The organism is Rhabdothermincola salaria (assembly GCF_021246445.1).
Classification (GTDB): Bacteria; Actinomycetota; Acidimicrobiia; order Acidimicrobiales; family Acidimicrobilacustridaceae; genus Rhabdothermincola_A; species Rhabdothermincola_A salaria.
Map to the genome: position 1 here is coordinate 1,080,295 of NZ_JAJQXW010000001.1, position 26,801 is coordinate 1,107,095.

A 26,801-nucleotide genomic window follows, 5' to 3' on the forward strand; every position below is an offset into this window, starting at 1 on the left:
CCTCAGCCCGCCTTGCGCTCGCGGCGAGACCGGCGCGCGATGCGCCGGTCGGCGGGTTCGAGGGCCCGCGGCGGTTCGGGATCGGCGCGACCGAGGCGGCGGGCGACCCGTTCGGTGGCCACCGAGGCCGAGGCCAGCTTGACCAGCGGGTTGCGCACGACCATCCAGGTGAGCTTGGACGTGGCGTCGACCCGGGCCGACACGTCCTCGGCGGTGTCGAGGAGGGAGTCGACGCGCTGCAGCTCGCCGTTGGCGGCGTCGACGGTGGCGCGCAGCTCGGCGATGGCGGGCAGGGTCTCGCGGCGGAGGTCGTCGACGGTCTCGCGCAACGACCGCAGGGTGGTGATGAGGGACTGCACCGCCATGGCCACGACCACCAGGCCGACGATGGCGACCACGATGAGCACGACCGAGAGACCGTTCACGACGCTCCCCCACCTGGCTGTCGTCGCTGTTGCATCTGTTGGCGCACCTGCTCCTCGTCGCCGTTGGACGACGGCTCGTAGTAGACCCGCTCCGACAGCTCGGCCGGCCGGTACTGCTGGTCGACCCAACCCTCGGGGTCCTCGTGAGGGTACTCGTACCCCTTGCCGTGGCCCAGGCTCTTGGCCCCCTTGTAGTGAGCGTCGCGCAGGTGCAACGGCACCTCTCCTCCGGCACGCTCCTTGACGTCGGCCCGGGCCCGGCCGAGGGCGACGGTGACCCGGTTGGACTTGGGCGCCGACGCCAGGTGCACGACGGCGTGGGCCAGGTTGAGCTGGGCCTCGGGCAGCCCGACGAACTCCACCGCCCTCGCCGCGGCGTCGGCCACCACCAGGCTCTGGGAGTCGGCCAGGCCGATGTCCTCGCTGGCCAGGATGACGAGGCGCCGGGCGATGAAGCGGGCGTCCTCGCCGGCTTCGAGCATGCGGGCCAACCAGTAGAGACCGGCATCGGCGTCGGAGCCCCGGATGGACTTGATGAACGCCGAGACGACGTCGTAGTGGTCGTCGCGTCCATAGCGCAGGGCCTTGGTGCCGAGGGCCGCCTCCACGTCGGCCACCCGCACCCGCACCGCCTCGTCGACGGCGCGGCCGTCGGCGTCGCGCACGGCGTCGGGGTGCTCGTGGGCCAGGGCCACGGCGACCTCGAGGCTGGTGAGGGCGTGGCGTCCGTCGCCGGCGGCGCGCTCGACCAGCAACACCAGGGCGTCGTCGTCGATGGCGACGCCCTCGGCCTCCAGGCCGCGGCGCACCAGGCGGGTGACGGCCTCGAGCGACAGCGGCTCGAGGTGGAAGAGGGTGGAGCGGCTGAGCAGCGGCGGGTTGACCTCGAAGAACGGGTTCTCGGTGGTGGCGCCGACGAGGACGAGCAGGCCCGACTCGACCGAGGGCAACAGGGCGTCCTGCTGGGCCTTGTTGAAGCGGTGCACCTCGTCGAGGAACAAGATGGTGCCCTGGCCCCGCTGACCGAGTCGGTCCTGGGCGCGGGCCGCGGCCTCGCGCACGTCCTTCACCGTGGCGGTGACGGCCGAGAGCTGCTCGAAGGCCTTGGCCGTGGTGCGGGCGATGAGCTGGGCGATGGTGGTCTTGCCCGTGCCCGGCGGGCCCCACAGGATCACCGACGAGAGGCGGTCGGCCTCGATGAGCGAGCGCAGGGGCCGACCGGGGCCGAGCAGGTGTTCCTGGCCGACGACGTCGTCGAGGGAGGTGGGGCGCAACCGGGCCGCGAGCGGGGCCTGGCGGGTCAGGCGGTCCTCGGCGGCGGCGGCGAAGAGGTCGTCAGCCACCCGGGCAGCCTGCCACGGCGGCGGTCACGACCTCACCGGAAACGGCGCATGTGCACGTTGAGCACCAGGCCGAGGCCGGCGAAGGCGACCATCGTCGAGGAGCCTCCCGATGACAGCAGCAGCAGGGGGATGCCGGTGACGGGCATGATGCCCATGGCCATGCCCACGTTCTGGAAGATCGAGAAGGCGAACATGGCCAGCACGCCGATGCACACCAGCGTCCCGAACAGGTCACGTGCGATCTGGGCGGTGCGCCAGATGCGATAGCAGAGCACTCCGTAGAGGACGAGCACGGTCGCCCCGCCCACGAAGCCGAACTGCTCGGCCACGGTGGTGAAGATGAAGTCGGTCTGCTGCTCGGGGACGTAGCCGAGACGGGTCTGGGGGCCCTCGAACAGGCCGTGGCCGGTGACCTCACCCGAGGCGATGGCCTGTTGGCTCTGTTGGATGTTGTACGTGGCCGAGTTGTCGGGATCGCCGGGGAAGGCGAAGGCGGTCAGGCGGTCCTGTTGGTACTCGGCCAGCACCGGCGAGTTGAGGATGCCGACCACCCCGACCACGCCGATCACGGTGAGCACGGCGATGAAGCGCCCCGGCAGCCCGCCGACGAGCAGCATGGCGAGCGTGATGGCCACCAGGGTGAGCACCTGGCCGAGGTCGGGCTGGAGCATGATGAGCCCCATCGGCACGAGGGGCACGACCAGCAGGGCGGCCAGGCGGCGCAGGTCGATGTCGCCCCGGAACTCCGAGAGCATGAAGGCCAGGACCCCGATGAGCGAGAGCTTGGCGAACTCGGCCGGCTGCAGCTGGAAGGGCCCGAGACTGAACCAGGCCTGGGCCCCGTTGACCCGCGTCCCGAACGGCGACAGCACCCCGATGAGCAGCACGGTGGTGAGCCCGTAGAACACCCAGGCCCAGTCGTGCAGCTTGCGGTAGTCGACCAGCGAGAACACGGCCAGGGCGACGGTGCCGCCGACGACGAACACGCCTTGGCGGACGAGGAAGCTGTCGTCGAAGTCCGGGCCCGGGCCCCGGGTGGCGCTCCACACGGCGATGATCCCGACGAAGGCGAGCGCCAGGGTGCACACCAGCAGCACCGGGTCGATGTGCTTGAGCGGGGCCGTGGGGTCGCGTCGGCTGAGGTTGGAGGCGCGGCGCGAGACGTAGGTGGGCTGCACCGGCTAGTCCCCGGTCGTCCGGGTCTGGATGTCGCCGCCGGTGAGCTCCTGGCCGCTGACCAGCTCGAGGATCTGGCGGACGACCACGCCGGAGCCCTCGCCACCGAAGCCGGACTCCTCCATCACCGCGGCGGCGGCGAACTTGGCGTCGCCTCTCGGGCCGAAGGCCGCGAACAGCGAGGTGTCGGCTCGCTTCTTCTCCACGCCGTCCTCGAAGAAGGTGACCTCGGCGGTGCCCGTCTTGCCCACCACCGGGAAGGCCCCCTGGTCGAAGCCGGCGAAGGTGCCCACGGCCGTACCTCGCGAGTCGGTGGTCACCCCGGCCAGGCCCTCCTCGATGATGCGCAGCACCTCGGGGTCGGCGTCGACCGTGCGCACGACGGAGGGCTCGATGACCTCCAGGACCTCGGGCTCGGGGGTCTCGAGGGGGTTCCATCCCGATCGCAGCACCCGCCACGCCACCCGGGGCTGGTAGATGGTGCCGCCGTTGGCCAGGGCGGCGTAGGCGTTGGCCAGCTGCAACGGGGTCACCACCACCACGTTCTGGCCGATGGCCAGCTGCACGTTGTCGCCGGTGAACCACTCGCCGTAGGGGTAGGCGTCGGGGTACTGGTCGTGCAGGGCCTGCTTTTCGTCGGGGGTGAGCACGAAGCCGGCCGACTCCCCCGGCAGGTCGACCCCGGTGGGCGCGTCGAAGCCCCACCGGGCGGCCGCGTCCTGGATCTGGGTGGTGCCGTCCATGCGGGCACCGAGGCTGTAGAAGTACGTGTCGACCGACACGGTGAGGGCCCTTCTCATGTCCACGCTGCCGTAGACGGCGCCACCGGCGTTGGTGAACTCCTGGCCGCCGATCTCGAACACCCCGGTGTCGTTGTACCAGTCGTTGGGCCCGTACACACCGTTGGTGAGGGCGGCGTCGGCGGTGACCAGCTTGAAGGTGGAGCCGGGGGCGTACTGGCCGGAGATCGACCGGTCGACCAGCGCGCTCACCCCACCCACGTCGGTGAGCTGGTCGTAGCGCTGCTGAGAGATGCCACCGACGAACTCGGCCGGGTCATAGCTGGGATAGGTGGCCAGGGCCCGCACCGCGCCCCCCTGGGGGTCGACGACGGCCGCCGCACCGGCAGGGGCGTTGCGGCGCAGGTCGGCCCCCGACTGGGGCTTGCCCCGCCAGTAGGCCAGGCGGTCGGCCAGGGCCTGCTCGGAACGACGCTGCACGTCGATGTCGATGTTGAGCTGGATGTCGCTCCCCGGCTTGGGGGGTTGGTAGCTGACCTGCCCCACCGGGCGGTTGTCGGCGTCGATCTCGAGCACCTCGATGCCTGGCGTGCCCCGCAGCTCGGCCTCGTAGGTGGCCTCGATGCCGGCCAGGCCGATGTTGGACGACGGTTGGTAGGTCTTCTCGACCCCGGTGTCGGGATCGACGCCCGGTTCCGCCGTCTCGAGCCGCTCGCCCGAGATGCGGCCCACGTAGCCGAGGATGTTGGCCGCCAGCCGGCCCTCGGGGTAGGTGCGCACCGTCTCGCGCCGCACCTCCACGCCGGGGAACTCCCGAGCGTGCTCGGCCAGGTAGATCTCCAGCTCCTCGGGCACGTCGGCGGCCACGGGAGCGGGCTGCACCGGGTCGTACTGGGGGTCGGCCAGGCGCCGCTCGACGCTGGCGATCTTGGTGGGCACGCCGAAGCGGGTGAGCGTCTCGGCCAGGTTGCTCACGAGATCGGTCTGCTCGGCGTCGTCGAGCTCGCTGTAGGCCCGGCGCTCGACGGTGACGACCAGCGAGGTGCGGTTGTCGACGAGGACCCGACCCTTGACGTCGAGGATGCGCCCTCGGGGGGCTTCCTCGGCCACCACCCGGGTGCGGTTGGCGGCCGCCTCGATGCTCAGCTCCGGCGCGGCCATGACCTGGAGGTACCAGAGCCGGGCGAAGAGCGCGACGAAGCACCCGAGCACGACGAAGCCCAGGACGCTCATGCGCAGGCGAGGCGACGAGGTGTCCATCAGGGCTGCGATCGGGACGGGCCGGGGAGCGACGGTGAGGGGAGCGGTACGAGGTGCACTGGCTCCCCAGCAAAGCAGACCGGCGCCGTCATCGCAGCGCGGGGCGGAGTCGGTCGCTGTCGCCGTCGGCCCAGTGGCACAGGCGCACGGCGAGGGGGCCGAGCAACGCCCCGCCCAGGGACACGATGAGCACCACCCCGAGGAGGTGCCACCCGAGGAAGTCGGATCGACCCAGGATGGCGCCACCGATGGCGAAGGTCACCACGCCCACCGCGCAGCCGAGAGCGGCGGTGACCATCGTGCGCCACCGGGCCGAGCGCACCTCGCCGGAACGCAGGAGACCGGCCACGGCCCCGGCCACCAGGTAGCTGAGAGCGCCGAGGCCCATGGGGCTCGGGAGCATCAGGTCCATGGCCAGCCCGGCGAAGAACCCCACCGTCGCGCCCCGCTCGGCGCCCCCGGCGATACCGGCGGCGACGGCCAGGACCAACAGCAGGTCGACCACGGCGTCGGCGATGCGGATCTGGGAGGCCACCCCGCGCTGCAGCACCACCGCGGTGATGACCAACAGCGCGAAGCGCACCGGCACCGCGGTCACTGGGGGGCCTCGTAGAGCACCACGCTGGCGAAGGTCAGGTCGGAGACGTCGGCCAGCATGGTGACGTCGAGGCGCTTCACCCGCGCCGCGTCGTCCTCGGTGATCCCGGTGATGGTGCCCACCGGGAGCCCGGCGGGGTACGGGCTGAGCTCCAGCCCGCTCGTCACCAGGATGTCGCCGACCTCCACCGGGCGGTCCTGGGAGACCGAGCCGGTGAGCTGACCGGCTCGACCCGTGCCGCTGACCGTGCCGATGATGTTGGTGCCGACCGTCCGGAAGCCCACCCGGAGGTTGCCGCCGGTGAGCAGCTCCACCCGGGAGCGGTCCGACGACACGTTGACGACGCGGCCGATGAGGCCACGGCCGGTGACCACCGGCATGCCCTCGGCGATGCCGTCGGAGCTGCCCTTGTCGAGCTCCATGGTGGTGTCGAAGTTGCCGATGGCCCCGGACACCACCCGAGCCGGAACGGTGGGGATGTCGCCGACGAAGGGGATCCCCACGAGGGTGAGGAGCTCCTCGAGGGAGTCCTTGGCCACCTGCGCGCTGGTGAGCTCGCCCTCGAGCTCGTCGACGCGGGTTCGCAGCGCCTCGTTCTCGGCGAGGATCTCGTCGCTGTTGAACGCCGAGTCCCACCAGTCGCCGATGGGGTCGAAGACGTTGGCGGCCACGTCGCCCACCGGGGACAGCACGGACAGCACGGCCGAACGGGCCCGTTCGAGGGGGGCGAAGCCGCGGAAGTCGAGGGTCAGCAGGGTGATCGACGTGAGGACCAGCAACACCAGGGTGAAGCGACGACGACCGCTGCGGCGGGGAGGAGCCACGGACTACGGCGCGGGCGTCAGGTGATGGTCGTCGAGAACAGCACGCCCTTGAGGGCGTCGAACTCCTCGAGGGACTGACCGGAACCGATCGCCACCGCGAACAGCGGGTTGGGCGCGATGACGATGGGCATGCCGGTCTCGTGCTCCAGCCGGGCGTCGATGCCGTTGAGCAGCGCACCCCCGCCGGCCAGCACGATGCCCTGCTCCATGATGTCGGCGGCGAGCTCGGGGGGCGTCTTGTCGAGGGTGACCTTGACGGCGTCGACGATGGCCGACACGGGCTCCTCGAGCGCCTCGCGGATCTCCTCGGTGGTCGTGACGATGGTCTTGGGCAGGCCCGTCACGAGGTCGCGGCCGCGGATCTCGGCGTGCAGCTCCTGTTCGAGGGGCCAGGCCGACCCGAGCGCCATCTTCACCTCTTCAGCGGTGCGCTCACCGAGGGCGAGGCTGTACTCCTTCTTGATGAAGTTGATGATGGCGTCGTCGAGCTCGTCGCCGCCGGTGCGCACCGACTGCGAGGTGACGACACCCCCCAGCGAGATGACCGCCACCTCGGTGGTGCCACCACCGATGTCGACGATCATGTTCCCGGTGGGCTCCTGCACCGGCAGGCCGGCACCGATCGCCGCGGCCATGGGCTCTTCGATGATGTAGGCCGGCTTGCGGGCACCGGCGAACTCGGCGGCCTCCTGCACGGCGCGCTGCTCGACCGGGGTGATGCCCGAGGGCACGCAGATCACCATTCGGGGCTTGGACCACTTGCGCTGGTGCACCTTCTGGATGAAGTAGCGCAGCATCTTCTCGCAGATGTCGAAGTCGGCGATGACGCCGTCCTTCAACGGGCGGATGGCCTGGATGTGCGCCGGGGTGCGCCCGATCATGCGCTTGGCCTCGGTGCCGACGGCGACCGGTCGGCCGTCCTTGACGTTGACCGCCACGACAGAGGGCTCGTTGAGCACGATGCCCTCACCGCGCACGTAGACCAGGGTGTTGGCCGTACCGAGATCGACGGCCATGTCGCGGCCCATGATGTTGGACAGCGAGGTGAAGACTTGTCCGGCCATGCGGGAGACCTTCCGAGAGGTGCTCGGCGGGGTGGTGGAGGTGCTCAGGGTAGGCGACCACGGCCGAGCGCGTCGGCCGGGCCCGCTCACACCGGTCGACGCCGCAAAGGGTACCGCTCCGTAACGTGACTGCAACAGAGAGATGAACGGAGGGTCAGAGGCCGGGGAAGAAGATGTCGATCTCGCGGGCGGCGGACTCGAGGCTGTCCGAGCCGTGGATCAGGTTCTCGGTGAAGAGGATGCCCAGATCGCCGCGAATGGTGCCGGGGGCGGCCTCGCGGGGGTTGGTCGCGCCCATCATCGTGCGCACCACCTTCCAGGTGTCCTCGGGGCCCTCGACCACCAGGACCATGGCGGGACCGCGGGTGATGAAGTCGACCAGATCGCCGTAGAAGGGCTTGTCGGCGTGCTCGGCGTAGTGCCGACCGGCGCTGTCGGCGTCGAGGGTGCGCAGCTCGGCCGCGACCAGGGTGAGGTTGCGGCGCTCGAGGCGGCTGATGATCTCGCCGACGAGACCACGCTCCACGGCGTCGGGCTTGCAGATGACCAGGGTGCGATCCATAGGGCCGCTCAACCTAGACGAGGCGGCGACCAGGGCGACAGTCGACGGCCCGGCCGTCAGGGCGCGGCGATGGTGACCGCCGGGCCCCCGGTCTCGTGGACCGTGAGAGGCCAGGCCCCGGGCGCCGAACGCGCCTCGATCTGGACGACCGCCACCTCTACCGACGTCACCGCGTCCTTGCCGGTGCGGGGCCACTGCCCCGTGTGCGTGGAATTGGCCTGGTTCGGGCTCACCCACACCTCGTAGAGCGTCGGCGACGTGGCGCGACCATCCGCATAGGTCCGAGCGAGGCGCAGCGTCACCTTGGCGCTGTCGTAGCCGCCGTAGTCGAACGTCATGCTCGGCGCCCAGTTGGAACCCCACTTGAGCGCTTCGGTGGAAGCGAAGGAGATGTCCGTCGCCAGCGACGCCGGATCGGGATCGGGATCCGGATCGGGATCGGGATCCGGAGCAGGATCGGGGTCAGGAACCGGGTCGGGATCGGGAACCGGGTCAGGGGCCGGACCGGTCGGCGGCTCCGAGGGCGTCGTGGCCGGCGGGAGGTCGCCCGCGGTCATGGTCGGGGTGACGTTGGCACCGGCGTCGTCGAGCGCATCGCTGCCCGAGCTCTGGACCCATTGGAGGGCGCCCAGGACCACCAGCGCGAACAGGCTGACGATCAGCGCGTACTCGACCAGGCTGGCGCCGCGATCGGGGGCCACCGGGACGCGTTCAGCGATAGAGGCTGACCGAGCCACCACCGGTGCCACCTCCTCCTGTGCCGCCGGAGGGAGCGGTGATCTTGATCACCGAGCTGTGCTGGTTCCCGTAGAGCCCGTCCCCACCGAAGACGAGGGCCGTGGCCTCGAAGTTCCCCCTGTTGATCGAGGGGGTGGCGTTCTTGGAGTAGTAGGCGCCGCCCAGCTTCACGTTGCCGTTGCCGTCCTTGTTGAACACAGAGGCCCCGACGGCGGTCTCGTCCCAGAGGATCGACACGCCCATGTGGTACGGCTCGTCCAGCTGCAGGCTCCCGCTCACATCGAAGTTTCCGGTGTGGGCTCCCTCGCATTTCGTCGGTGCCGTGGGGTTGCCGCCGGCGCAGCCGAAGATCAGCGTGACCCGGGCCCCCGCGGCGCTCTTGAGCGAGCCGCTCACCTGGAGGCCCCGACGGAAGTAGTAGTTGCCCGACTCGGTGAGGGTGCAGTTCCCACTGAGGTTGACCTTCTGGTTCCACATCTTGTCGGGCACCAGGTCGTCGCACCCGGCGTTCTCCGGTGTGCCCATGGTGACACCCGTGTAGTCCACGGTGACGTGCTCGAAGGGGTTGGGAACCCGACCGAAGTACGGCGCTCCGGAGGGGACCGACGCGTAGGTGTACTTGTCGTTGTTGGACTCGTTCTGGATCCCGTAGACGAGCGTGGTCGGACGGTTGTTGTTGCCGTTGGTGTTGATCAGCAGCCGGTCGGCCCACACCCCGCGGCCGTCCTCGCTGTTGATGTTGCCGTTCCCGTCCTGTTGGAACCACGCCCCACCGATGGCGCAGATGCCGCACGGGCCGGGGTCGCCGGTCGTCGCCTGCGTCCACTTGGCCTCGGCCGATGCGGTCACGTCGGTGCCGTCGCTGCCCACCACCCCGCCGAAGAAGCTCGGGGCGATCTCCTCGGGGAGGACGACCCGCACCACTCCGCCCGGTCGGTAGACCGACACGCAGCTCCCGGTGCTGGCTCCGATCACCTCGTAGCCGTCGGGTTGCCCCACCGTGCAACCGGACCAGGCCGCGCTCGTGAGCGCCGACCAGTTCATGTCCGCGATCTGGCGAGCAGCCTCGGCCGCCTCCGCGTCGCTGCCGCCGTCGGCGAAGGTCTGGGCCGCCGCCAGCGCGGCGGCGTCGGCCGACGTCTGCGCCTGGCGCCGCTCCTGGCGGGCGTAGGCGACGTCGATCGCCAGCGCAGCCACCAGGAGCACGACCACCATCAGCCCGCCGGCCATCAGCACCAGCACGGCGCCGTCGTCGTCACGTGCTCGGCCGGACCTCGCAAGGGTGATCATGCTGTGGCCTCCTGGGCGTCGCACCACGCCGGGGTGCCGGGGCTGGAGCCGAAGGGCACACCATCGCCCTCGATGAACATGACGGCCTTGTCGCGCACCTCGCCCTCCACGGCATCGGCCACGACGGGGAAGCCCGTCAGGCTCTCGACCTGGGCCTCGGCACACACGACGAGGTAGGGGTCGGCCACCCGCACGTAGACCTCGAGGTCGTCGACGGTGGTGAGCTCACCGATGCGATCGCGGGTGAGCGCTTCGAGCTCGTCGGTGGTGGCGATCCCGGCGCCCTCGGCCACCACGCCCTGGCGGGCGCCTTCCCTGACGCCATGCCGGATGGCGTTGCGATCGTTGAGCGCCACGCCGAAGTCGAGGATCCCGGCGACGACCAGGAACAGCACCGGGAGGATGAGGGCGGCCTCGACGAGCACGGCGCCGTCGTCGCCGCGTCCTCGACGGGGGATCCTTGGGTGAGCACGCCGTCGGCGCGCCATGCAGGGGGAGAACATCGGATGTCCTTCTCGTCCAGAGGAAGGTCTGCTTCGACGGTAGCGACCCGCGGGGCCGGTGCCGTGGGCCGTAAGGCCCAATCACTGCATCGGCACACGAGCACCGGAACTTGACGATGCAACCCGTTTCGTGAGGTGGCTACATGTCCTCGCGGAGGCGGCGTTCGATCTCGGTGCGGGCGGCGCCGGCGACGTAGAGCGAACCGGCCACCAACACCACGTCGTCCTCGGTGCACACGGCGAGGGCGCGGTCGAGCGCCTCGGCGGGATCGGGCACGATCTCGGTGAGCACCGGGACCGAGGCGGCCACCGCGGCCAGGTCCGCCGCGGGAACCGCACGCGGGGAGTCCGGGGTGCAGGCGACGAGGAGGTCGGCGCGCTGGGCGTCGAGGGCGTCGAGCATCTGGCGGGGGTCACGCCCCGACAACAGCCCGACGACCAGGATGCGCCGACCGGGCACGTCGAACTCCTCGGCCACCGTCTCGGCCAGGGCCATGGCGCCTTGCGGGTTGTGCGCCCCGTCGAGGAGGACCAGCGGGTTGCGCTGCACGACTTCGAGACGGCCCGGCATGGTGACCGTGGCCAGGGCCTCACGAGCCACCTCGGCGTCGAGAGGACGATCGAAGAAGGCCTCCACCGCGGCGATGGCGCATGCTGCGTTGGCGCCCTGATGGCGACCGTAGAGCGGGAGGAACAGGTCGTCGAGGCTGCCCAGCGGCGTGCGCACCGAGATCATCTGGCCACCGACGGCCGACGACTCCTCGACGATGTCGAAGTCCTCACCGCGCCGCCACGTCAGGCGCGGTCCCTCGGCCAGGAAGGTGGCCTGCAGGGTGGGGTCGGTCTCCCCCAGCACCAGCACCGACTCAGGGGTGATGATGCCCGCCTTCTCGGAGGCGATGCGCTGCATCCAGTCGCCCTGGCCGTCGGTGTGGTCCTGACCGACGTTGGTGACCACGGCGACATCGGCGTCGGCGACGTTGGTGGCGTCGTAGCGGCCGAGCAGGCCCACCTCCACCACCGCCACGTCGACCGCGATCTCGGCGAACCACAGGTAGGCCGCGGCCGTCAGCAGCTCGAAGTAGGACGGCTCGGTTCCCGACAACGGGGTCAGGCGGGCCAGCTCGGTGACGACCCGCGCCAGGTCGTCATCGGCGATCGGCTCACCGTTCCAGGCCAGGCGCTCGTTGACCCTCTGCAGGTGCGGGCTCGAGTAGCTGCCCACCGACAGGCCGTGTTCGGCGAGCAGCGCCGTGATCATGCGCCCGGTGGAGCCCTTGCCGTTGGTACCGGTGAGGTGGATGACCGGATACGCCTGCTGAGGGTCGCCCAGCACCTCCACCAGCGCTCGCATGGGGTCGAGGGACAGCCCGGAGATGCGGCCGGCGGTGGCTTCGTGGTTGATGTGCCGGTCGAGGAACCGGAGGGCGTCGCGGTACTCCAAAGGGAGTCGGCTCAGCTGGCGGCGCGGCGGGGCCGCGTCGTGCGGGGCGTCGCGGCACGGGGCACGAGCGTCGGGTTGACCTTCTCGAGCACCACGTCAGCGTCGATCACGACCTTCTCGATGTCGTCGCGGCTGGGCAGCTCGTACATCACACCCAACAGCACCTCTTCGAGGATGGCCCGCAGCCCCCGGGCGCCGGTGCCCCGCAGGAGGGCCTGGTCGGCGACCGCCGCCAGCGCGTCCTCGGTGAACTCGAGCTCGACGTCTTCGAACTCGAAGAACTTCTTGTACTGCTTGACCAGGGCGTTGCGCGGCTCGACGAGGATCTCGATGAGGGCGGCCTGGTCGAGGTTCGAGACGGCACCGATGACCGGGAGGCGCCCGATGAACTCGGGGATCAGGCCGAACTTCAAGAGGTCCTCGGGCAGGACGGCGGTGTAGAGCTGGCCGAGGTCGGCGTTGTCCGAGCGCAGCTCGGCGGAGAACCCGACCCCCTTCTTGCCGATGCGGCTCTCGATGATCCGGTCGATGCCGGCGAAGGCTCCACCGCAGATGAACAAGATGTTGGTGGTGTCGATCTGGATGAACTCCTGGTGGGGGTGCTTGCGACCCCCCTGGGGCGGCACCGAGGCGGTGGTCCCCTCCAAGATCTTCAACAGCGCCTGTTGCACGCCTTCACCGGAGACGTCGCGGGTGATCGACGGGTTCTCGCTCTTGCGGGCGATCTTGTCGATCTCGTCGATGTAGATGATGCCCGTCTCGGCCTTCTTGACGTCGTAGTCGGCGGCCTGGATGAGCTTCAGCAGGATGTTCTCGACGTCCTCGCCCACGTACCCGGCCTCGGTGAGCGCGGTGGCATCTGCGATGGCGAAGGGGACATTGAGCATGCGGGCCAGGGTCTGGGCCAGCAGGGTCTTGCCGCAGCCGGTGGGACCCAACAGCAAGATGTTCGACTTGGCCAGCTCCACCTCGTCGTGGTGGGCCGCACCGAACTGCACCCGCTTGTAGTGGTTGTAGACCGCGACCGACAGGATCTTCTTGGCGGGCTCCTGACCGACGATGTAGTCGTTCAGGAACTCGAAGATCTCCCGGGGCTTGGGGAGCTCGTCGAAGTGGACCTCACCGGTCTCGGCCAGCTCCTCTTCGATGATCTCGTTGCACAGGTCGATGCACTCGTCGCAGATGTACACGCCGGGACCGGCGATGAGCTTCTTGACCTGCTTCTGCGACTTGCCGCAGAACGAGCACTTCAGCAGCTCGCCCCCGTCTCCGAACTTGGCCACGTTGGTCTTCCCCCGCTCCGAGCGTTCGGGACCGTCCTAGCGGACGGCCGTGATGGGACCACTGACATCGGCGAGCGAACGAGCCGAGATGACCTCGTCGAGGATCCCGTACTCCTTGGCTTCCTCTGCCGACATTACAAAGTCGCGGTCGGTGTCGCGGTGGACCTTCTCGACGGTCTGTCCCGTGTGGGCGGCCAGCATCTCCTCGAGGAGGGTCCGCATGCGCAGGATCTCCTTGGCCGCCAGCTCGATGTCGGTGGCCTGCCCCTGGGCTCCCGCGTAGGGCTGGTGGATGAGGACCCGGGCGTGGGGCAGCGCCAGGCGCTTGCCCGGCGTGCCGGCCGCCAGCAGCACCGCGGCGGCCGATGCCGCCTGCCCGAAGCAGATGGTGGAGATGTCGGGCTTGACGAACTGCATCGTGTCGTAGATGGCGAACAGCGCCGTGATGTCGCCGCCGGGGCTGTTGATGTAGATGCTGATGTCCTTGTCGGGGTTCTCCGACTCGAGGTGCAGGAGCTGGGCGCAGATCAAGTTGGCGACCGTGTCGTCGATCGGGGTGCCCAGGAAGATGATGTTCTCCTTGAGCAACCGCGAGTACAGATCGGCCTGGATGGTCTGCCCGCGGTTGGTCTCGTAGAGCACCGCAGGGTTCGGGATGTAGTTGGAGACCCGCAGGTCGGCGAGGCCTCCACCGGTCGAGACGGTCACTCGGCGTTCCCTTCGTCGTCCGCGCCCCCGGGGGCGTCGGCGTCAGCGGCGGTGTCGTCATCGACGCTATCGGCCGCGTCGGCCGACGCCTCGGGTCCGGCGTCGTCGTCGTCCTCTGCCTCTTCGTCGACCTCGAGCTCGGCGCGGTCGATGGCGTTGCCGTCCTCGTCGACGACCTCGACCGATTCGACGAGCCAGTCGAGGGCTTTGCGCTTGGCGATGTCGGCCGCCACCGCGGCGCGCTGGCCCGCCTCGGTGATGCGGGTCCGCACCTCGTCGGGATCGGAGTCGACCCGCTCGGCCACGGCCACGAACTCGGCCTCGAGATCGTCGTCGGTCACCTCGATGCCCTCGGCGAGGGCCACGGCCCGCAGGGCCAGGTCGACCTTGGCCGAGGTGGCGGCCGTCTCGCGCAGGTCGGCCACGAAGCTCTCCTGGTCGGTGCCGGAGAACTGCATCCACTGCTCGAGGGTGAGGCCCTGGGCCTGCAGGCGCATCGCCATGTCCTGGAGGCGTTCCTGCATCTCCGAGGTGACCAGCGACTCCGGGAGGTCGTCGGCCACGAGCCCGGCCAGCGCCTCGCCGATGCGCTCGCGTAGGGCGACCTGGGCCTGGGCCCGCTTGACGTTGGTCATGCGGCTGACGAGGTCGTCGCGCCACTCGGCCAGCGTCTCGAAGTCCGAGGCCTCGGCGGCGAAGGCGTCGTCGAGGTCGGGCAGCACCTTGGCCTTGACCTCGGTGACCGACACCTCGAAGTGCAACGGCGCCTCGGGCGTCTCCTCGGAGTCGTTGGGGTGGGCGGCGTCGAGCTCGATCTCGGCACCCGCCTCCGCGCCGCGCAGCGCCTCGTCGAGCTCGGGCACGATGGATGCCGAGCCCAGCTCGTAGAGGTAGGCGGTGGCCACCAGCCCGTCGAGCACCTCGCCGTCCTGGCTGCCCTCGATGTCGATGGTGACGAAATCGCCGTCGTCGGCCGCCCGTTCGACGACCTCGAGCTCGGCGTACTGGCCGCGGGTGCGTTCGATCTGCTCGGCGATCTCGTCGTCGGAGGCGACCGGCGCCGGGATGGTGACCGTGAGCTCGGCGTAGCCGTCGACCTCGACCGTGGGCCGCACCTCGACGACGGCGTCGAAGTGCACCGGCCCTTCTTCCTCGCCGGAGGTGACGTCGAACTCGGGGGCGGCGATGACGTCGACCTCGTGGGCACGGACGGCATCGAGGTAGTAGTCGGGCAGGGCGTCCTGGAGGGCCTGGACCCGCCCGGCACTGGTGCCGATGCGGGCTTCCAGGAGCCGGCGGGGCGCCTTGCCGGGCCGGAACCCGGGGATGCGCACCTCCCGGGCGATCTTCTTGAACGCAGCGTCGACCGCCCGCTCGAACTCTTGCTCGTCGACCTGGATCGAAAGCTTGACCTTGTTGCCCTCGAGGGGCTCGACGGTTGTATTCACAGTCCCGGGAGTCTACCGGTGGGTCGGCCGGCCCCGTGCACGAGCCCGAGTCTGTCCGGGTTTGTGCTCCACTCGGCGCCCAGAGCTGCCGATAGATCCACGTCGGCCATCGTCCCGGAGCACGTGATGCACGATCTTCCCCTCACCGAGCCCGGCCCTGCCGTGGCCACGCCGCCGAGTCGAACGCCGAGGCCGTCGCGCCGACTCCGTCTCCGGGTGGTCCCCGCCATCGCCGTCCTCGTCGTGATGGCGCTGTTCGGCACGGCGTGCGAACAGCTCCACGACGACAACCGAGCGGCCCCGATCTTCGGGGCCGAGAACGGCCAGCTGCCCGGCGGCCGGCTGGTGAACGTGAACGGTTGCACCGTCTACTGGGAGGCTGCGGTCTCGCTGAAGCTCATGATGCAGGCCGCCGCCGATGACGGCGTGAAGCTCACGCCCACGAGCTGCTATCGCGACCTCGCCGGCCAGATCTCGGCCCGCAACTACTGGTGCGGGCTCAGCCAGTGCCACATGGCGGCCGTTCCCGGCTCGTCGAACCACGGGTGGGGCAAGGCTGTGGACTTCCGCAACGGGTCGCTGCCGATGACCTACGACAGCGAAGCCTTCAAGTGGCTGACGGCGTACGGCTGGCACTACGGCTGGTTCCACCCCAAGGCCATGCGCCAGGGCGGACCCGTGCCCGAGCCCTGGCACTGGGAGTGGATCGGCGACGGCGGCAGGATGTTCCACGGGAAGTACTTCGGGTTCGGCAACGCGCTCCCGCTGCAGGGCAGCCCCCTCGGCAGCCTCGACGTGGTGGCGCCTCGAGCAGGCGGCGCGCTCGTGCAAGGGTGGACCTTCGACCCGGACCAACAGGATCCCATCGACGTCCACGTGTACGTCAACGGTCAGGGTGTCGGCGCATGGCGGGCAGGCTCCCCCCGGCCGGATGTGGGCGCCGCCTTCCCGGCCTACGCCTCTCGACCCCACGGGTTCTCGCTCCGATTGCCGCTGGCCAACGGCCCCAACGAGGTCTGCGTGTACGGCATCGAGGCGCACGGCACCGGCACGTCGACGCTCCTCGGCTGTCGCAGCGTCTTCGCCGACAACGGCTTCCCCTTGAGCGGGAGCCCGATCGGAGCGCTCGACGCCGTCCGGCCCGTCCAAGGTGGCGCCAGGGTGCTCGGATGGGCGATCGATCCCGATCGCAGCGAACCGATCGATGTCCACGTGTACGTGAACGGCCAGGGCGTCGGCGGATGGAAGGCGGGCGCCCCACGGGGAGACGTGGCCAGGGCGTTCCCCGCCTACGCCGCCCATCCCCACGGCTACGACCTTCCGTTGGCGTTGGCTCCCGGCCGCCACACCGTGTGCGTCTACGCGATCAACGCCGCGGGCACCGGTTCACACACCCTTCTCGGTTGCCGGGCGGTGACGGTGGACCCACCTGCCTCGATCTTCACCGAGCCCGAGCCGGTGGCGCCCGACGCTCCGGACTCCACCACGACACCGACCACGGTGCCGACGTCCACGACGACCGCGACCACCACGCCGACCACGGCCACGACCACGACCACGCAGGCCGAGCCCACCACCGGCGGGACCCCGGGCGGGTCCGGGGACTGATCGACCGGCGGGATCGGGGGCGGGCCCCCGCCCGCTACGCTCAGCCGGTCCGGGGAGTGGCGCAGCTTGGTTAGCGCGCCTGCTTTGGGAGCAGGAGGCCGGGAGTTCGAATCTCCCCTCCCCGACCAGCGATCACCGAGCGGTCCAGGTGGCACCACCCCTGGCTGGGCGCTCGACCGACGAGGGCCACGGGGGTCGAACGCCGAGGTACCGTGGTCGTTCTCGCGGGTGTAGCTCAATGGCTAGAGCCCCTGCCTTCCAAGCAGGCTATGCGGGTTCGATTCCCGTCACCCGCTCCAACCCCGACGGTCCGGGAGGGCTCTCGAGCCCGGCCCGGGCCTTCGGCATCCTGCGGGTCCCGCACCCGGCTGCCCCTCCGATCCACCGTTGCTGCGGCCCGGGTGCGACAGTGTCGCCATGTTGCCCTTCGACAGAGGCGCGCCATGACCGCCACCCGCCGACTGCGGTACCTCGCGCTGGGCCTGGCCGCGTCGGCCACCATCACCGCCTGCGGTGCGAGCTCGTCGACCTCCGACGCACCCGGTGGCGACCTGCCGGACGAGACCCGACAGGCCATCGAGCGCCTGACGGGCAGGTACGCCCACTTCGACGTGGTGGCGTACGAGAGCAGCGACATGAAGACGCTCATCATCAGCTATGGGTTCACCGACCTGTCCGCTGAGGGCACCACCCTCGTCGCCGAGGACTCGTTCTGCAGCTCGGAGCACCGCAGCGACCAGCCCATCGAGGTCCAGTTGTCCGACACCGCGACCCAGGCCATCCGGCCCGTTCCCACTCCCGTCACGCTCACCGTCGCCGACGGCCGGGCCCGGGTCTCGCGCCCCGAGACGCCCACGGGCATCGGCGTCGACCTCGAGGATCCGGCGAACGACCCGTTGCCCACCGATCCGGCCGACCCCCGCATCGCCGACGACGACGGCGACGGGAAGCCGGGGGTCACGGCGACCATCACGGTGTCGGAGGCGCTCGGGGGCGAGCTCTACCTGGCCCGGCGCGAGATCTTCTCCTACGTCGTCGAGGAGCGCGACGACGGCTCGCTGGTCGGTTCGGTGTCGGACCGCTCCGAGCAGCTCGTCATCGGCGCCAGCGACGAGGCCTTCGTCACCCAGGCTGCGTGGGTCCAGCACGAGGACCTGTCGAAGAGCCCCATCATCTTGATCCCGGTCGAGCCGGACTGGGACTGCGCGCGGCTCACGAGCGAGCGCGACCGGCTGTTCCCCCCGACCCCCGAGGTCGACTGGTAGCGGGATCCGAGCGTCGGCCGCCGCACCGGACCCAGGCGTCGCCGCCTCGCCTACTCGCGGTTCAACAGGAGCTGGAACTCCATCACGCCCTCGTCGTCCACCGACAGCACGATCGGCGCGGACGGCGTCTCCACCCCGAAGTCGGAGAAGGTGATGTCGACCGATCCGACGATGACGATCACGCCGTCGACCAGCTGGGCCTCCACGGCCACCTCCACCGGGATGGTGGTGCCCTTGATCTCGAGGTCGCCGGACGCCGTGGTCGTGACCGGCTCGCCGTCGACAGCACCCGGTCCGAGGTCGATCGGGGCGGTGAGCGTGAAGGTCGCAGTGGGGTGTTGGGCGGTGTCGAGCGCCGACTGGACGCGCGAGTCGCGACGCTCGTCGTTGGTGGTGATGGTGGTGAGCTCGACCGTGAAGCTGCCCTCGGTGACGGCGTCGCCGTCGATGGTGATCGAGCCGTTCACGTCGCCGGTGCGGCCGACCGCCGTCGTAGAGCCGATGGTCGACAGCTCCTCTTGCACCCGGAAGCCGGCGAAGGTGCCGCTGGCCGACTCGAAGTCGAAGTCGCCGGTGTCGGTGTCGACCGTCCAGGTGCCGTCGATCCCGTCGGACCCCTCCTCGGCGGGCTCGCCGCCGGCAGCGATGCTGGTGGTGGAGGAGGTGGCCTCGACCGACTCACGGGCGGCATCGAGGCTCACCGCGTCGGGCGCGTCGTCACGCAGGAACCACCACAGACCACCGGCGACGACGACGGCCACCACCACAGCGGCACCGATGAGGACAGGGGTCCGCTTGGCCATGGCCGGAGCCTAGGGTACGGCCCTCCCACCGGGACGGTCGGGCCGCCGGTGCACCGATCCTCTCGCCCGTCCTCCCCGAACCAGCGCCCCCACCGAGGTCCCCGTGTTCGTGCGATCCCGAGCCCCGCATCGGAACCGTTGATGCCGTTGCTTCGCATCACCTGCCCGACCGGGCACACCGATGCCATCGTCGCCGTGCTGTCCGCCGACGCCGCCGCCAGCGAGATCGCGGTGATCCCCCGAGCCAGTCGGATGACGGACGGCGACGTCGTGCTGGCCGAGGTGCCGCGCTCGTCAGTCGACCGCATCCTCGCCCTGCTCCCCCACCGCGGCCCCATCGACGGCCTCCATGTCGCCGTCGAGGGATCCGAGGTGCTCTACCCGCGAGGGGCGGAGGACGACCCCGACGACGATGCCGTCGTGTGGGCGGCCGTCACCCAGGAGGTCCACGATGCCGGCCGCCTGTCGTGGATCAACGTGGCGCTCATGGTCATCGCCGCGGCCATCGCCGCAGTGGGCATCATCGAGGACCAGCTGCTGCTGATCGTCGGGGCCATGGCGCTCAGTCCCGACTACTTCCCGGTGGCCGACACCTGCCTGTCCGTCGTCCACCGCAACTGGGACCGGGTGCGCCGCGGGCTGATCGCGCTCGTGGTCAGCTTCACCGCGGCCGCCGCCGGGGCGTGGGCCCTCACCGAGATCCTGCGCCTCACGGGGGTGGCCCGGGCCGACGCCGTGCCCAGCCAGCAGCTCACGCTGTTCATCTCCGAGCCGGACACCCTCTCGGTGGTGGTGGCCGTGCTGGCCGGCATCGCCGGGGCGCTGGCCATCACCCTTCCCGATGCTCGCGGCCTGGTCGGGGTCTTCGTGTCGATCACGACCATCCCGGCCGCGGCCAACATCGGGGTGGCCCTCGCCGGGCGGGACCACTCCGAGCTGTTCGGCGCGTCGGTCCAACTCGGCGTGAACGTGGCCAGCCTGCTCGTCGCCGGGGTGGTCACCCTCGAGCTGCGCCGCCGGTTGGCCTGAGCGGGGCGACCCCGGCCGCTCCTGGACGGCCGGCGGCCCTCGCCCTCACGCGACACCGTGGTAGCGTCCCAGGACGCAATCAGTCGAGGGGGCCCCATGACCAGCACCGACACCACCGAGATCGTCGCCGACGCCGACCCGGGCGCCCGCCTCGGCGCACACCGCCGCACCGATGCGCTCGGCCTCACGATGGGCCCGGTCACCCACCTGGGAGACGACCGTGCCCACCTCGCCGCCTTGCGGTGGCAGCACTTCTCCGTGCGCCAGCTCGGTTCCACCCTCGGCGCCGAGATCGCCGGGGTCGACCTCACCCGTGAGCTGGCCGACCCGGTGGTCGACGAGCTGCGCGAGGCGCTCCACGCCTACAAGGTCATCTTCTTCCGGGACCAACCCCTCTCCCCCGACCAGCACGTGGCGTTCGCCAGCCGCTTCGGGGAGCTGGAGGTGCACCCGTTCATCCCGTCGAACACCGGGCACCCCGAGCTCGTCCGCTTCGAGAAGTCGGCCGATGCCGCCGGCTACGAGAACCTCTGGCACCACGACGTGACGTGGCGGGAGCGCCCGTCGATGGGAGCCGTCCTGCACGCCATCGACGTGCCGGCCGTCGGCGGCGACACGCTGTTCTGCGACATGTACGCCGCCTACGAGGGCCTCGACGACGACCTCAAGGTCCGTCTCGACGGTCTGGTGGCCCGCCACGACTTCGCCAAGGCGTTCGGCCACGGGCTGGCCCCCGACAAGCTCGCCGAGATGCGCGAGCGCTACCCCGTCGTGGAGCACCCGGTCGTGGTCACCCATGACGGCACCGGACGCCGTCTGCTCTACGTGAACCGGGTCTTCACCGACAGCATCGTCGGGCTCGACCGAGACGAGAGCGATGACCTGCTGCTGCATCTGTACCGCCAGGCCGAGACGGTGGAGTACCAGGTGCGCTTCAGCTGGGAACCCGACTCGGTCGCCTTCTGGGACAACCGAGCCGTGCAGCACTACGCGGCCAGCGACTACTGGCCCGAGCGGCGGGTCATGGAGCGGGCGAGCATCACCGGCGACCGTCCCCACGCCTGAACGCAGGGCCCGGCCCCGGCCGGCTCACTCGGCCTGACCATCTCCCCCCGGGGGGGTGGGGCCCTCACCGGCGTCGCCGGTTCCGGCACCGACCGCGGCCGGGACCGGGCCGGAGGCATCGGCCTCGTCGTCGGGGCGCATCGACTTGAAGATGTCGACGCCGGTGGCCGTCTCGAGCTGCTCGGCCAGACTGATGACGGTCGCCGGCAGCTGGTTCATGAACCCCGGGATGCCCGAGCCCTGACCGCCGCTGTCGATGATGGAGACCTTCTCGATGTCGACCGCGTTCACGGTCGACACGATCTTGTCGATGATCTCGGGCAGCATGCGCAGCACGAAGATGCGCTGGGCGTCGTCGCCGGCGGCCTGGTACTCCTCGACGAGGCGGCGGAACACCTCCACCTGAGCGTTGCCGTCCTCGATGATCGAGGCGGCCTCGGCCTTGGCGGCCAGCTCCTTGGCCTCCAGGTTGGCCTTGGCGGGGGCCACGACGTCTGCTTCCAGGCGACGGGTCTCGAGCTGGATGCGCTCGGCCTCCAGCGTCTGCTCGGCCACGACCCGGGCCTTCTCGCCGGCCACCTTGGCCTCGGCCTCGGCCGCGCCGGCCAGGGCCTCGAGCTCGGCCTGGCGCACCCGCAGGGCGTTCTGCTCCTCGGAGATGCGCAGCTGGGCGTGCGCGGCCGCGATCTCGGCGCGCTGCCGGGACGTGGCCTCGGTCTCTTCGGCCTCGGCCTTGCGCACCGCCTCGGCCACACGCGCTTCCTTGAGCACCTCGGCGGTCTGGCGACGGCCGACCGAATCGAGGTAGCCGACCTCGTCAGTGACGTTCTGGATCTTGAGCACGTCGAGCTCGAGGCCGAGGGTCTTGATGTCGTCGTCGGCCTCCTCGATGAGGGTCTGGGCGAACTTGAGGCGGTCCTCGTTGACCTCTTCGGGGGTCAGGGTGGCCAACACGCCACGCAGGTTGGCTTCGAGCGTCTCCTTGGCGATGGCGGCGATGTAGTTCTGGTCGCGGTCGAGGAAGCGCTCGACGGAGTTCTGCAACAGGCCCTCGACGCTGGAGACCTTGACGTTGGCGATGCCCTGGACGTTGAGCGGGATGGCCCCGGCGGAGTACGCGTTCTGGACGGCGACCTCGATGGGGATGGTGTTGAGCTCCATCCAGTCGACCTTCTCCAGCAACGGCACCCGCAGCGTGCGTCCGCCACGGATGGCGCGGTAACCGACCTTGCGGCCGTCGCTCAGCTCTCGGGCCCGGCCCGAGATCACCGCCACCCGGTTCGGAGGGCAGATGATGAGAAGGCTCTTCACCGTGAACAAGATGAAGAGGATGACGAACGCCACGATGGCGCCGAGGACGAGTCCGGTCATGGGTGAGCTCCAGGTTCGGGGATGGTGGGGCCGGGGACACCGGCGCGAGGAGTGAGTGGTCGGGACGAGAGCACGGCGGTCACTCGAGCTCCCGGTCGAGACGGGTGACCCGGGCGATGCCGTCGGCGACATCGACGACGAGGACGGGATCACCAGCGGCCAGCGCCGCCGTGCCGGGGATGGCTTCGGCGGAGAGGTAGACGGGCTGGTCACCGACGGAGACGGCGATGCGCCCCCGATGGGCTTCGGCCACCGGGATCACCACCCGCCCGATGCTGCCGGCGAGGGCGGCATCGCCCATCTCGCTGGTGGATTCGGAGCTGCGCAGGAACGAGAACACCACGCTGTTGAGCACGGCGGCCAGCACGGCGACCCCCACAGCCGCGAGCAGCGTCACCCCGAAGCCGGCATCGAGCAGGGTGAGCGCCAACCCGGTGACACCGAAGCCGGCGGCAGCGATGGCCACGCTGTTGAGGGGCAGCAGTCGGAACATGACCGCGCTGATCCCGTCGGCGTCGCCGCCGGCATCGCCACCGTCGTCGACCCCGGCGACGAGGAACCAGAGCACCAGCGGGATGCCCACAGCCGCGGCGAACAGATAGACCCCCGTCACCTCGCTGCTACCTCCACCGCGACCAACCTACCGGCGCCCGCAACGAAAGGTCGGGTCGGTCGGCCCGGTCGCCGCGCGGGTGGTGACGCTCTCACCTCACATGACGTGGGCGGTGGTGTCGGCCGACGGCGCCTCTCCCCCGCCCGCCTCGACCAGCTCGGCCACCCGCCGACCGGGCAGGAGCACCACCAGCACCAGGCCCACGATCATGATCGGGACGGCCACCGCGAACGCACTCGAGAGCCCGATGGCGAACGAGTCGACCACCTCCACCTGGACCTCGGCCGGCAACGCCGCCACCCGCTGGGGATCACCCTGCACGTCGGCCGGCGCGAAGCCGGGAAGCCGGATCGCCACCTCCGAGAGCAGGCGGGAGGTGAACACGCTGCCCACGACGGCGACACCGATGGAGCTGCCGAGGACGCGCGCCACCATCACGGTGGACGTGGCCACCCCCATGTCCGTGGCGCTGCTGGCGCGTTGGACCACGTACAGCAAGGTCTGCATCACGAAGCCGACGCCGACCCCGGCCACCATGGCGTAGACGGTGACGGTCGCCGCCGAGGTGTCGGCCCCGATCGTGGCCAGCAGGGCGTAGCCGGCGATGAGGAAGCCCATGCCCACCAGCGGGATGACCTTGTAGCCACCGACCCGGTCGGTGAGCTGGCCCGCCAACAGCGTGCTCACCGCACAGGTGAACGCGAACGGGGCCAGGAGCAGGCCCGACGAGGCCGCACTGACCCCGGCCACCGCCTGGAAGAACACCGGCGGGTAGATGATCCCCACCGTGAAGCCGAACCCGGCGACCAGGTTCGAGGCCGTGGCCAGCGCCGTGATGCGGGTGGACAGGATCCGCAGCGGCACCAGCGGCTCTGGGGCCCGGCCCTCCCACCAGACGAACGCCACGGCCAGCGCCACCGCGGCCGCGAAGTAGGTGAGGGCCACCGGCGAAGCCCACGACTCACCGCTCTCACCCCGGCTCAGCCCCAACATCAGACAACCAGCGGCCCCGGCGAAGAGCACTGCCCCGGCGACGTCGATGCGATGGCGAAGGTAGTGCAGCTGCTTGGGTTGCAGCAGCAGCGCCGCCAGGCAGATGAGCCCGCTGGGGATGTTGACGTAGAAGGCCCACCGCCACGACAGGTGGTCGACGAACATGCCGCCGGCGAAGGGTCCCAGCACGCTGGTGGCGGCGAAGACCAGGCCTGTGTAGCCCAGGTAGCGGCCCAGCTTCTCCGCCGGGACGAGGTCGGCGACGAGCGCCATGCCGAGACCGGTGATCCCACCGGCGCCGATGCCCTGCAGGACACGGAACCCGATGAGCATCGGCATGCTGTTGGACAGCCCGCAGGCGGCGCTGGCCACCAGGAAGACCACGATGGCGAGGGTGAAGAGGCGCCGCCGCCCGTAGATGTCGCCGAGCTTGCCGTAGACGGGCATCGACGTGACCTGGGCGAGGAGGTAGCCGGTGGTGAGCCACGGCAGCAGCGACAGCTCGCCGAGCTCGGCGATGAGCGTGGGCGCAGCGGTCGCCACGATCGAGGCGTCGAGGCCCGACAGGGTGGTGCCGAGCAGGATGCCTCCGAAGGCGATCGCCACCTTGATCGGCGTGAGGCTGTGGGTCGCCTCAGCCTCGGGCGGCGCCGGACCCGGGGAGGGACCACCACCGGGAGGGTCACCGACGGACCGGGTGCCGTCGATGCTCACGGGGCGCCGTCGTCGCCACCCCGACGCGCCGCCCGGCGGGCGGCGTCGGCGGCGTTGTGGCGCTTCATGGTGCCCAGCGGGTCGGCCTTGAACGCCTCGACCGACTGCTGGTGCCCGGCCAGGGCCTGGAACTCCGAGCCGGAGCGGATGGCGGCCCGCACACCCATGACGTCGGCCTGGCGGTGCACGAGGCGCTTGTTGATCTGGGCCAGGTCGGACGCGACACCGGCGACCCGTTCGGCGACGTCGAGGACGGCGTCGTCGAGTTGGTCGGCGGGGAACGACTTGTTGGCCCACCCCACCGCAACCGCCTCGGCCCCGGTCATGTCCTCGCCGGTGAGCATGATCTCCATGGCCCGGCGCATGCCCAACAGGGGCATGTGGTACTGCCAGTCCGGCGGGCTGGCCACCCGCACGATGGGATAGCCGATGCGGGCATCGTCGGCCACGTAGACGAGGTCGCAGGCCTGGGCCAGCTCGGTGGCCCCGGCGATGGCATAGCCGTGGACCTGGGCGATGACGGGCTTGGCCAGGTCCCAGAAGGCGAACCAGTTGTCGGTGACGTGGCGCGACCACGACCCGTCGCCGGGCGCGGTGTGGAAGGGCGGCTCGGCCATGAGGTCGCCGCCGAGGTCGTAGCCGGCCGAGAAGCAGTCGCCGGCACCCTTGATGACGGTGACGCGCACGTCGTCGTCGAAGTCGTGGGCGGAGAGCGCGTCGAGGAGCTCGGCCCGGAGGGGGGTGGAGATGGCGTTGCGCTTCTCCGGGCGGTTCAAGACGATGCGCCGGACACCCTCGCTAGGGGTCTCGACGGCAATGAGCTCGTAGTCGGTCACGCTCGTTCCTCCTCGTGGGTCTGGTCGCGGGAGCCGGCGAGCTCGGCCACCAGCTCCAGGCCTTCGATCTGCTCGCTGCGCACGATGAGCCCGGTGAGACCGGCTCGGGTCCAGGGCTCCCAGCGAGAGCGGATGCGCTCCGGCGATCCGATGAGCGCACCGTCATCGTGGTACTCGTCGGGCACGGCGGCCACGGCCTCCTCGCGGCGGCCCGCCAACCACAGCTCGTGGATGCGCGCCGCTGCTTCCGGGAAGCCCCGACGGGCCATGGCCTCACGGTGGTAGTTGTGCGATTCGCTGCCCATGCCGCCGACGTACATGGCGGTGAGGGGCTTCATGGCGTCGAGCGCCCCCTGCACGTCGTCGGTGAGCACGACGCTGCAGCCCCCGAAGACCTCGAAGTCGGCTGGCCGGCCACCTCGCCGGGCGAAGCCCGCCTCGAGCGCCGGACCGTAGACCTCGTCGCCGTCGAAGCCCCACCCCATGGGCAACATGCCGTCAGCCACCTCGGCGCTCAGCTCGGTGTTCTTGGGGCCGCCTGCGGCGAGCCACACCTCGATCTCGCCGGCGGGGTGCAGGATCGACTTGAGCGCCTTGCCCTGGTTGAGGGTGCGGGGCCCGTCGTAGGGCAGGGGGAACTCCGGGCCCTCGTTGGTGAGGGGCTCGCGAGCGAAGACCTTGCGCATGATGGCGACGTACTCACGCAGTCGACGGTTGGGGCTGCCCCACGGCTGGCCGTACCACCCCTCGACGATCTGGGGTCCGGACACCCCGAGGCCCACGATCACCCGACTGCCGCCGGCCAGGGCGTCGATGGTGAGGGCGTGCATGGCGGTGGCCGCCGGGGTACGCGCCGCGATCTGCACGACACCCGTCGCCAGCTTGATGCGGCTGGTGAGGGCGGCCAGGTAGGCCAACGGGGAGAAGGCGTCGGAGCCGTAGGCCTCGGCGGTCCACACGGAGTGGAAGCCGAGGTCCTCGGCGCGCCGGACGTGGTCGACGGGGACCTCCATGGAGGCGCCGCGGTAGAGGTCGAGACCCAGGGCGAGCTTCATGCCGGCGAGTCTCGCGCAGGCGATGTGGCGTCCATCACACCGG

Annotated in this window: 25 protein-coding genes and 2 tRNA genes; 6 read left to right on the forward strand and 21 right to left on the reverse strand. The window is 70.4% G+C overall.

The window, feature by feature from the left end; all coding sequences use genetic code 11:
• Positions 1 to 2: 2 nt before the first annotated feature.
• The 15 genes from LUW87_RS05045 to tig all read right to left on the reverse strand — a co-directional run bounded on the left by LUW87_RS05045 (position 3) and on the right by tig (position 15,406).
• Positions 3 to 425 carry a hypothetical protein gene (locus LUW87_RS05045; protein ID WP_232669984.1) on the reverse strand — a complete coding sequence of 141 codons (423 nt, stop codon included), beginning with the start codon at positions 423 to 425 and terminating at the stop codon, positions 3 to 5.
• Positions 422 to 1,768 (reverse strand): replication-associated recombination protein A, encoded by a 1,347-nt coding sequence (locus LUW87_RS05050; RefSeq protein ID WP_232669985.1) that lies wholly within the window; start codon positions 1,766 to 1,768, stop codon positions 422 to 424. Before LUW87_RS05050 ends, LUW87_RS05045 begins: the two co-directional genes overlap by 4 nt.
• A 32-nt stretch (positions 1,769 to 1,800) precedes the next feature.
• A complete protein-coding gene (gene rodA / locus LUW87_RS05055; RefSeq protein ID WP_232669986.1) occupies positions 1,801 to 2,946 on the reverse strand; it encodes a rod shape-determining protein RodA in 1,146 nt (381 codons plus the stop codon).
• 3 nt (positions 2,947 to 2,949) lie between these two features.
• Positions 2,950 to 4,917 (reverse strand): penicillin-binding protein 2, encoded by a 1,968-nt coding sequence (gene mrdA / locus LUW87_RS05060; protein WP_232669987.1) that lies wholly within the window; start codon positions 4,915 to 4,917, stop codon positions 2,950 to 2,952.
• A gap of 115 nt (positions 4,918 to 5,032) precedes the next feature.
• A complete protein-coding gene (locus LUW87_RS05065; RefSeq protein ID WP_232669988.1) occupies positions 5,033 to 5,542 on the reverse strand; it encodes a hypothetical protein in 510 nt (169 codons plus the stop codon).
• Positions 5,539 to 6,366, reverse strand: coding sequence for a rod shape-determining protein MreC (gene mreC / locus LUW87_RS05070; protein ID WP_232669990.1), 828 nt, complete (start codon positions 6,364 to 6,366; stop codon positions 5,539 to 5,541). Before mreC ends, LUW87_RS05065 begins: the two co-directional genes overlap by 4 nt.
• 17 nt (positions 6,367 to 6,383) lie before the next feature.
• Positions 6,384 to 7,430 (reverse strand): rod shape-determining protein, encoded by a 1,047-nt coding sequence (locus LUW87_RS05075; RefSeq protein ID WP_283250865.1) that lies wholly within the window; start codon positions 7,428 to 7,430, stop codon positions 6,384 to 6,386.
• A gap of 154 nt (positions 7,431 to 7,584) precedes the next feature.
• Positions 7,585 to 7,992 (reverse strand): nucleoside-diphosphate kinase, encoded by a 408-nt coding sequence (gene ndk, locus LUW87_RS05080; protein WP_232669991.1) that lies wholly within the window; start codon positions 7,990 to 7,992, stop codon positions 7,585 to 7,587.
• A 56-nt stretch (positions 7,993 to 8,048) separates the two neighbouring features.
• Entirely contained in the window at positions 8,049 to 8,693 is a 645-nt protein-coding gene (locus LUW87_RS05085) for a Flp family type IVb pilin (protein WP_232669992.1), read from the reverse strand.
• A gap of 10 nt (positions 8,694 to 8,703) precedes the next feature.
• Positions 8,704 to 10,020 (reverse strand): pilus assembly protein TadG-related protein, encoded by a 1,317-nt coding sequence (locus tag LUW87_RS05090; RefSeq protein ID WP_232669993.1) that lies wholly within the window; start codon positions 10,018 to 10,020, stop codon positions 8,704 to 8,706.
• Positions 10,017 to 10,445 carry a TadE family protein gene (locus LUW87_RS05095; protein ID WP_232669994.1) on the reverse strand — a complete coding sequence of 143 codons (429 nt, stop codon included), beginning with the start codon at positions 10,443 to 10,445 and terminating at the stop codon, positions 10,017 to 10,019. The genes LUW87_RS05090 and LUW87_RS05095 overlap by 4 nt, the downstream gene beginning before the upstream one ends.
• 217 nt (positions 10,446 to 10,662) lie before the next feature.
• Entirely contained in the window at positions 10,663 to 11,967 is a 1,305-nt protein-coding gene (locus tag LUW87_RS05100; RefSeq protein ID WP_232669995.1) for a bifunctional folylpolyglutamate synthase/dihydrofolate synthase, read from the reverse strand.
• 11 nt (positions 11,968 to 11,978) lie between these two features.
• Positions 11,979 to 13,250 carry an ATP-dependent Clp protease ATP-binding subunit ClpX gene (clpX, locus tag LUW87_RS05105; protein ID WP_232669996.1) on the reverse strand — a complete coding sequence of 424 codons (1,272 nt, stop codon included), beginning with the start codon at positions 13,248 to 13,250 and terminating at the stop codon, positions 11,979 to 11,981.
• A 36-nt stretch (positions 13,251 to 13,286) separates the two neighbouring features.
• Positions 13,287 to 13,958, reverse strand: coding sequence for an ATP-dependent Clp protease proteolytic subunit (locus LUW87_RS05110; protein WP_346742398.1), 672 nt, complete (start codon positions 13,956 to 13,958; stop codon positions 13,287 to 13,289).
• Positions 13,955 to 15,406, reverse strand: a complete 1,452-nt coding sequence (tig, locus tag LUW87_RS05115; RefSeq protein WP_232669997.1) for a trigger factor — start codon at positions 15,404 to 15,406, stop codon at positions 13,955 to 13,957. Before tig ends, LUW87_RS05110 begins: the two co-directional genes overlap by 4 nt.
• A gap of 216 nt (positions 15,407 to 15,622) precedes the next feature.
• Between tig and LUW87_RS05120 the strand changes: the two genes are divergently transcribed.
• The 4 genes from LUW87_RS05120 to LUW87_RS05135 all read left to right on the forward strand — a co-directional run bounded on the left by LUW87_RS05120 (position 15,623) and on the right by LUW87_RS05135 (position 18,279).
• Positions 15,623 to 17,014: a M15 family metallopeptidase gene (locus LUW87_RS05120; protein WP_232669998.1), complete on the forward strand. Its 1,392-nt coding sequence runs from the start codon at positions 15,623 to 15,625 to the stop codon at positions 17,012 to 17,014.
• Positions 17,015 to 17,064: 50 nt separating this feature from the next.
• Positions 17,065 to 17,142: transfer RNA gene (locus tag LUW87_RS05125), tRNA-Pro, on the forward strand.
• 96 nt (positions 17,143 to 17,238) lie between these two features.
• Positions 17,239 to 17,313, forward strand: a tRNA-Gly gene (locus LUW87_RS05130).
• 144 nt (positions 17,314 to 17,457) lie between these two features.
• A complete protein-coding gene (locus tag LUW87_RS05135) occupies positions 17,458 to 18,279 on the forward strand; it encodes a hypothetical protein (protein ID WP_232669999.1) in 822 nt (273 codons plus the stop codon).
• Between the two features lie 50 nt (positions 18,280 to 18,329).
• Here LUW87_RS05135 and LUW87_RS05140 read toward each other — a convergent pair whose 3' ends face one another.
• On the reverse strand, positions 18,330 to 19,082 hold the full coding sequence (locus tag LUW87_RS05140; protein WP_232670000.1) for a YceI family protein: 753 nt from the start codon (positions 19,080 to 19,082) through the stop codon (positions 18,330 to 18,332).
• 141 nt (positions 19,083 to 19,223) lie between these two features.
• On the opposite strand from LUW87_RS05140, the gene LUW87_RS05145 reads away from it, so the two are divergent.
• Positions 19,224 to 20,111, forward strand: a complete 888-nt coding sequence (locus tag LUW87_RS05145) for a DUF389 domain-containing protein (RefSeq protein WP_232670001.1) — start codon at positions 19,224 to 19,226, stop codon at positions 20,109 to 20,111.
• Positions 20,112 to 20,207: 96 nt separating this feature from the next.
• Positions 20,208 to 21,176: a TauD/TfdA dioxygenase family protein gene (locus LUW87_RS05150; RefSeq protein ID WP_232670002.1), complete on the forward strand. Its 969-nt coding sequence runs from the start codon at positions 20,208 to 20,210 to the stop codon at positions 21,174 to 21,176.
• A gap of 24 nt (positions 21,177 to 21,200) precedes the next feature.
• Here LUW87_RS05150 and LUW87_RS05155 read toward each other — a convergent pair whose 3' ends face one another.
• From LUW87_RS05155 to LUW87_RS05175, 5 genes are all read right to left on the reverse strand, one after another.
• Complete coding sequence (locus LUW87_RS05155; RefSeq protein ID WP_232670003.1) at positions 21,201 to 22,547, reverse strand: flotillin family protein; 1,347 nt, start codon at positions 22,545 to 22,547, stop codon at positions 21,201 to 21,203.
• Between the two features lie 79 nt (positions 22,548 to 22,626).
• On the reverse strand, positions 22,627 to 23,160 hold the full coding sequence (locus tag LUW87_RS05160) for a hypothetical protein (protein ID WP_232670004.1): 534 nt from the start codon (positions 23,158 to 23,160) through the stop codon (positions 22,627 to 22,629).
• A 96-nt stretch (positions 23,161 to 23,256) separates the two neighbouring features.
• The gene (locus LUW87_RS05165; protein WP_232670005.1) at positions 23,257 to 24,867 is read right to left on the reverse strand and encodes an MDR family MFS transporter; all 1,611 of its coding nucleotides are present in this window, start codon (positions 24,865 to 24,867) and stop codon (positions 23,257 to 23,259) included.
• Entirely contained in the window at positions 24,864 to 25,703 is an 840-nt protein-coding gene (locus LUW87_RS05170; RefSeq protein ID WP_232670007.1) for an enoyl-CoA hydratase-related protein, read from the reverse strand. Before LUW87_RS05170 ends, LUW87_RS05165 begins: the two co-directional genes overlap by 4 nt.
• Positions 25,700 to 26,758 carry an LLM class F420-dependent oxidoreductase gene (locus LUW87_RS05175; RefSeq protein ID WP_232670008.1) on the reverse strand — a complete coding sequence of 353 codons (1,059 nt, stop codon included), beginning with the start codon at positions 26,756 to 26,758 and terminating at the stop codon, positions 25,700 to 25,702. Before LUW87_RS05175 ends, LUW87_RS05170 begins: the two co-directional genes overlap by 4 nt.
• Between the last annotated feature and the right edge of the window lie 43 nt (positions 26,759 to 26,801).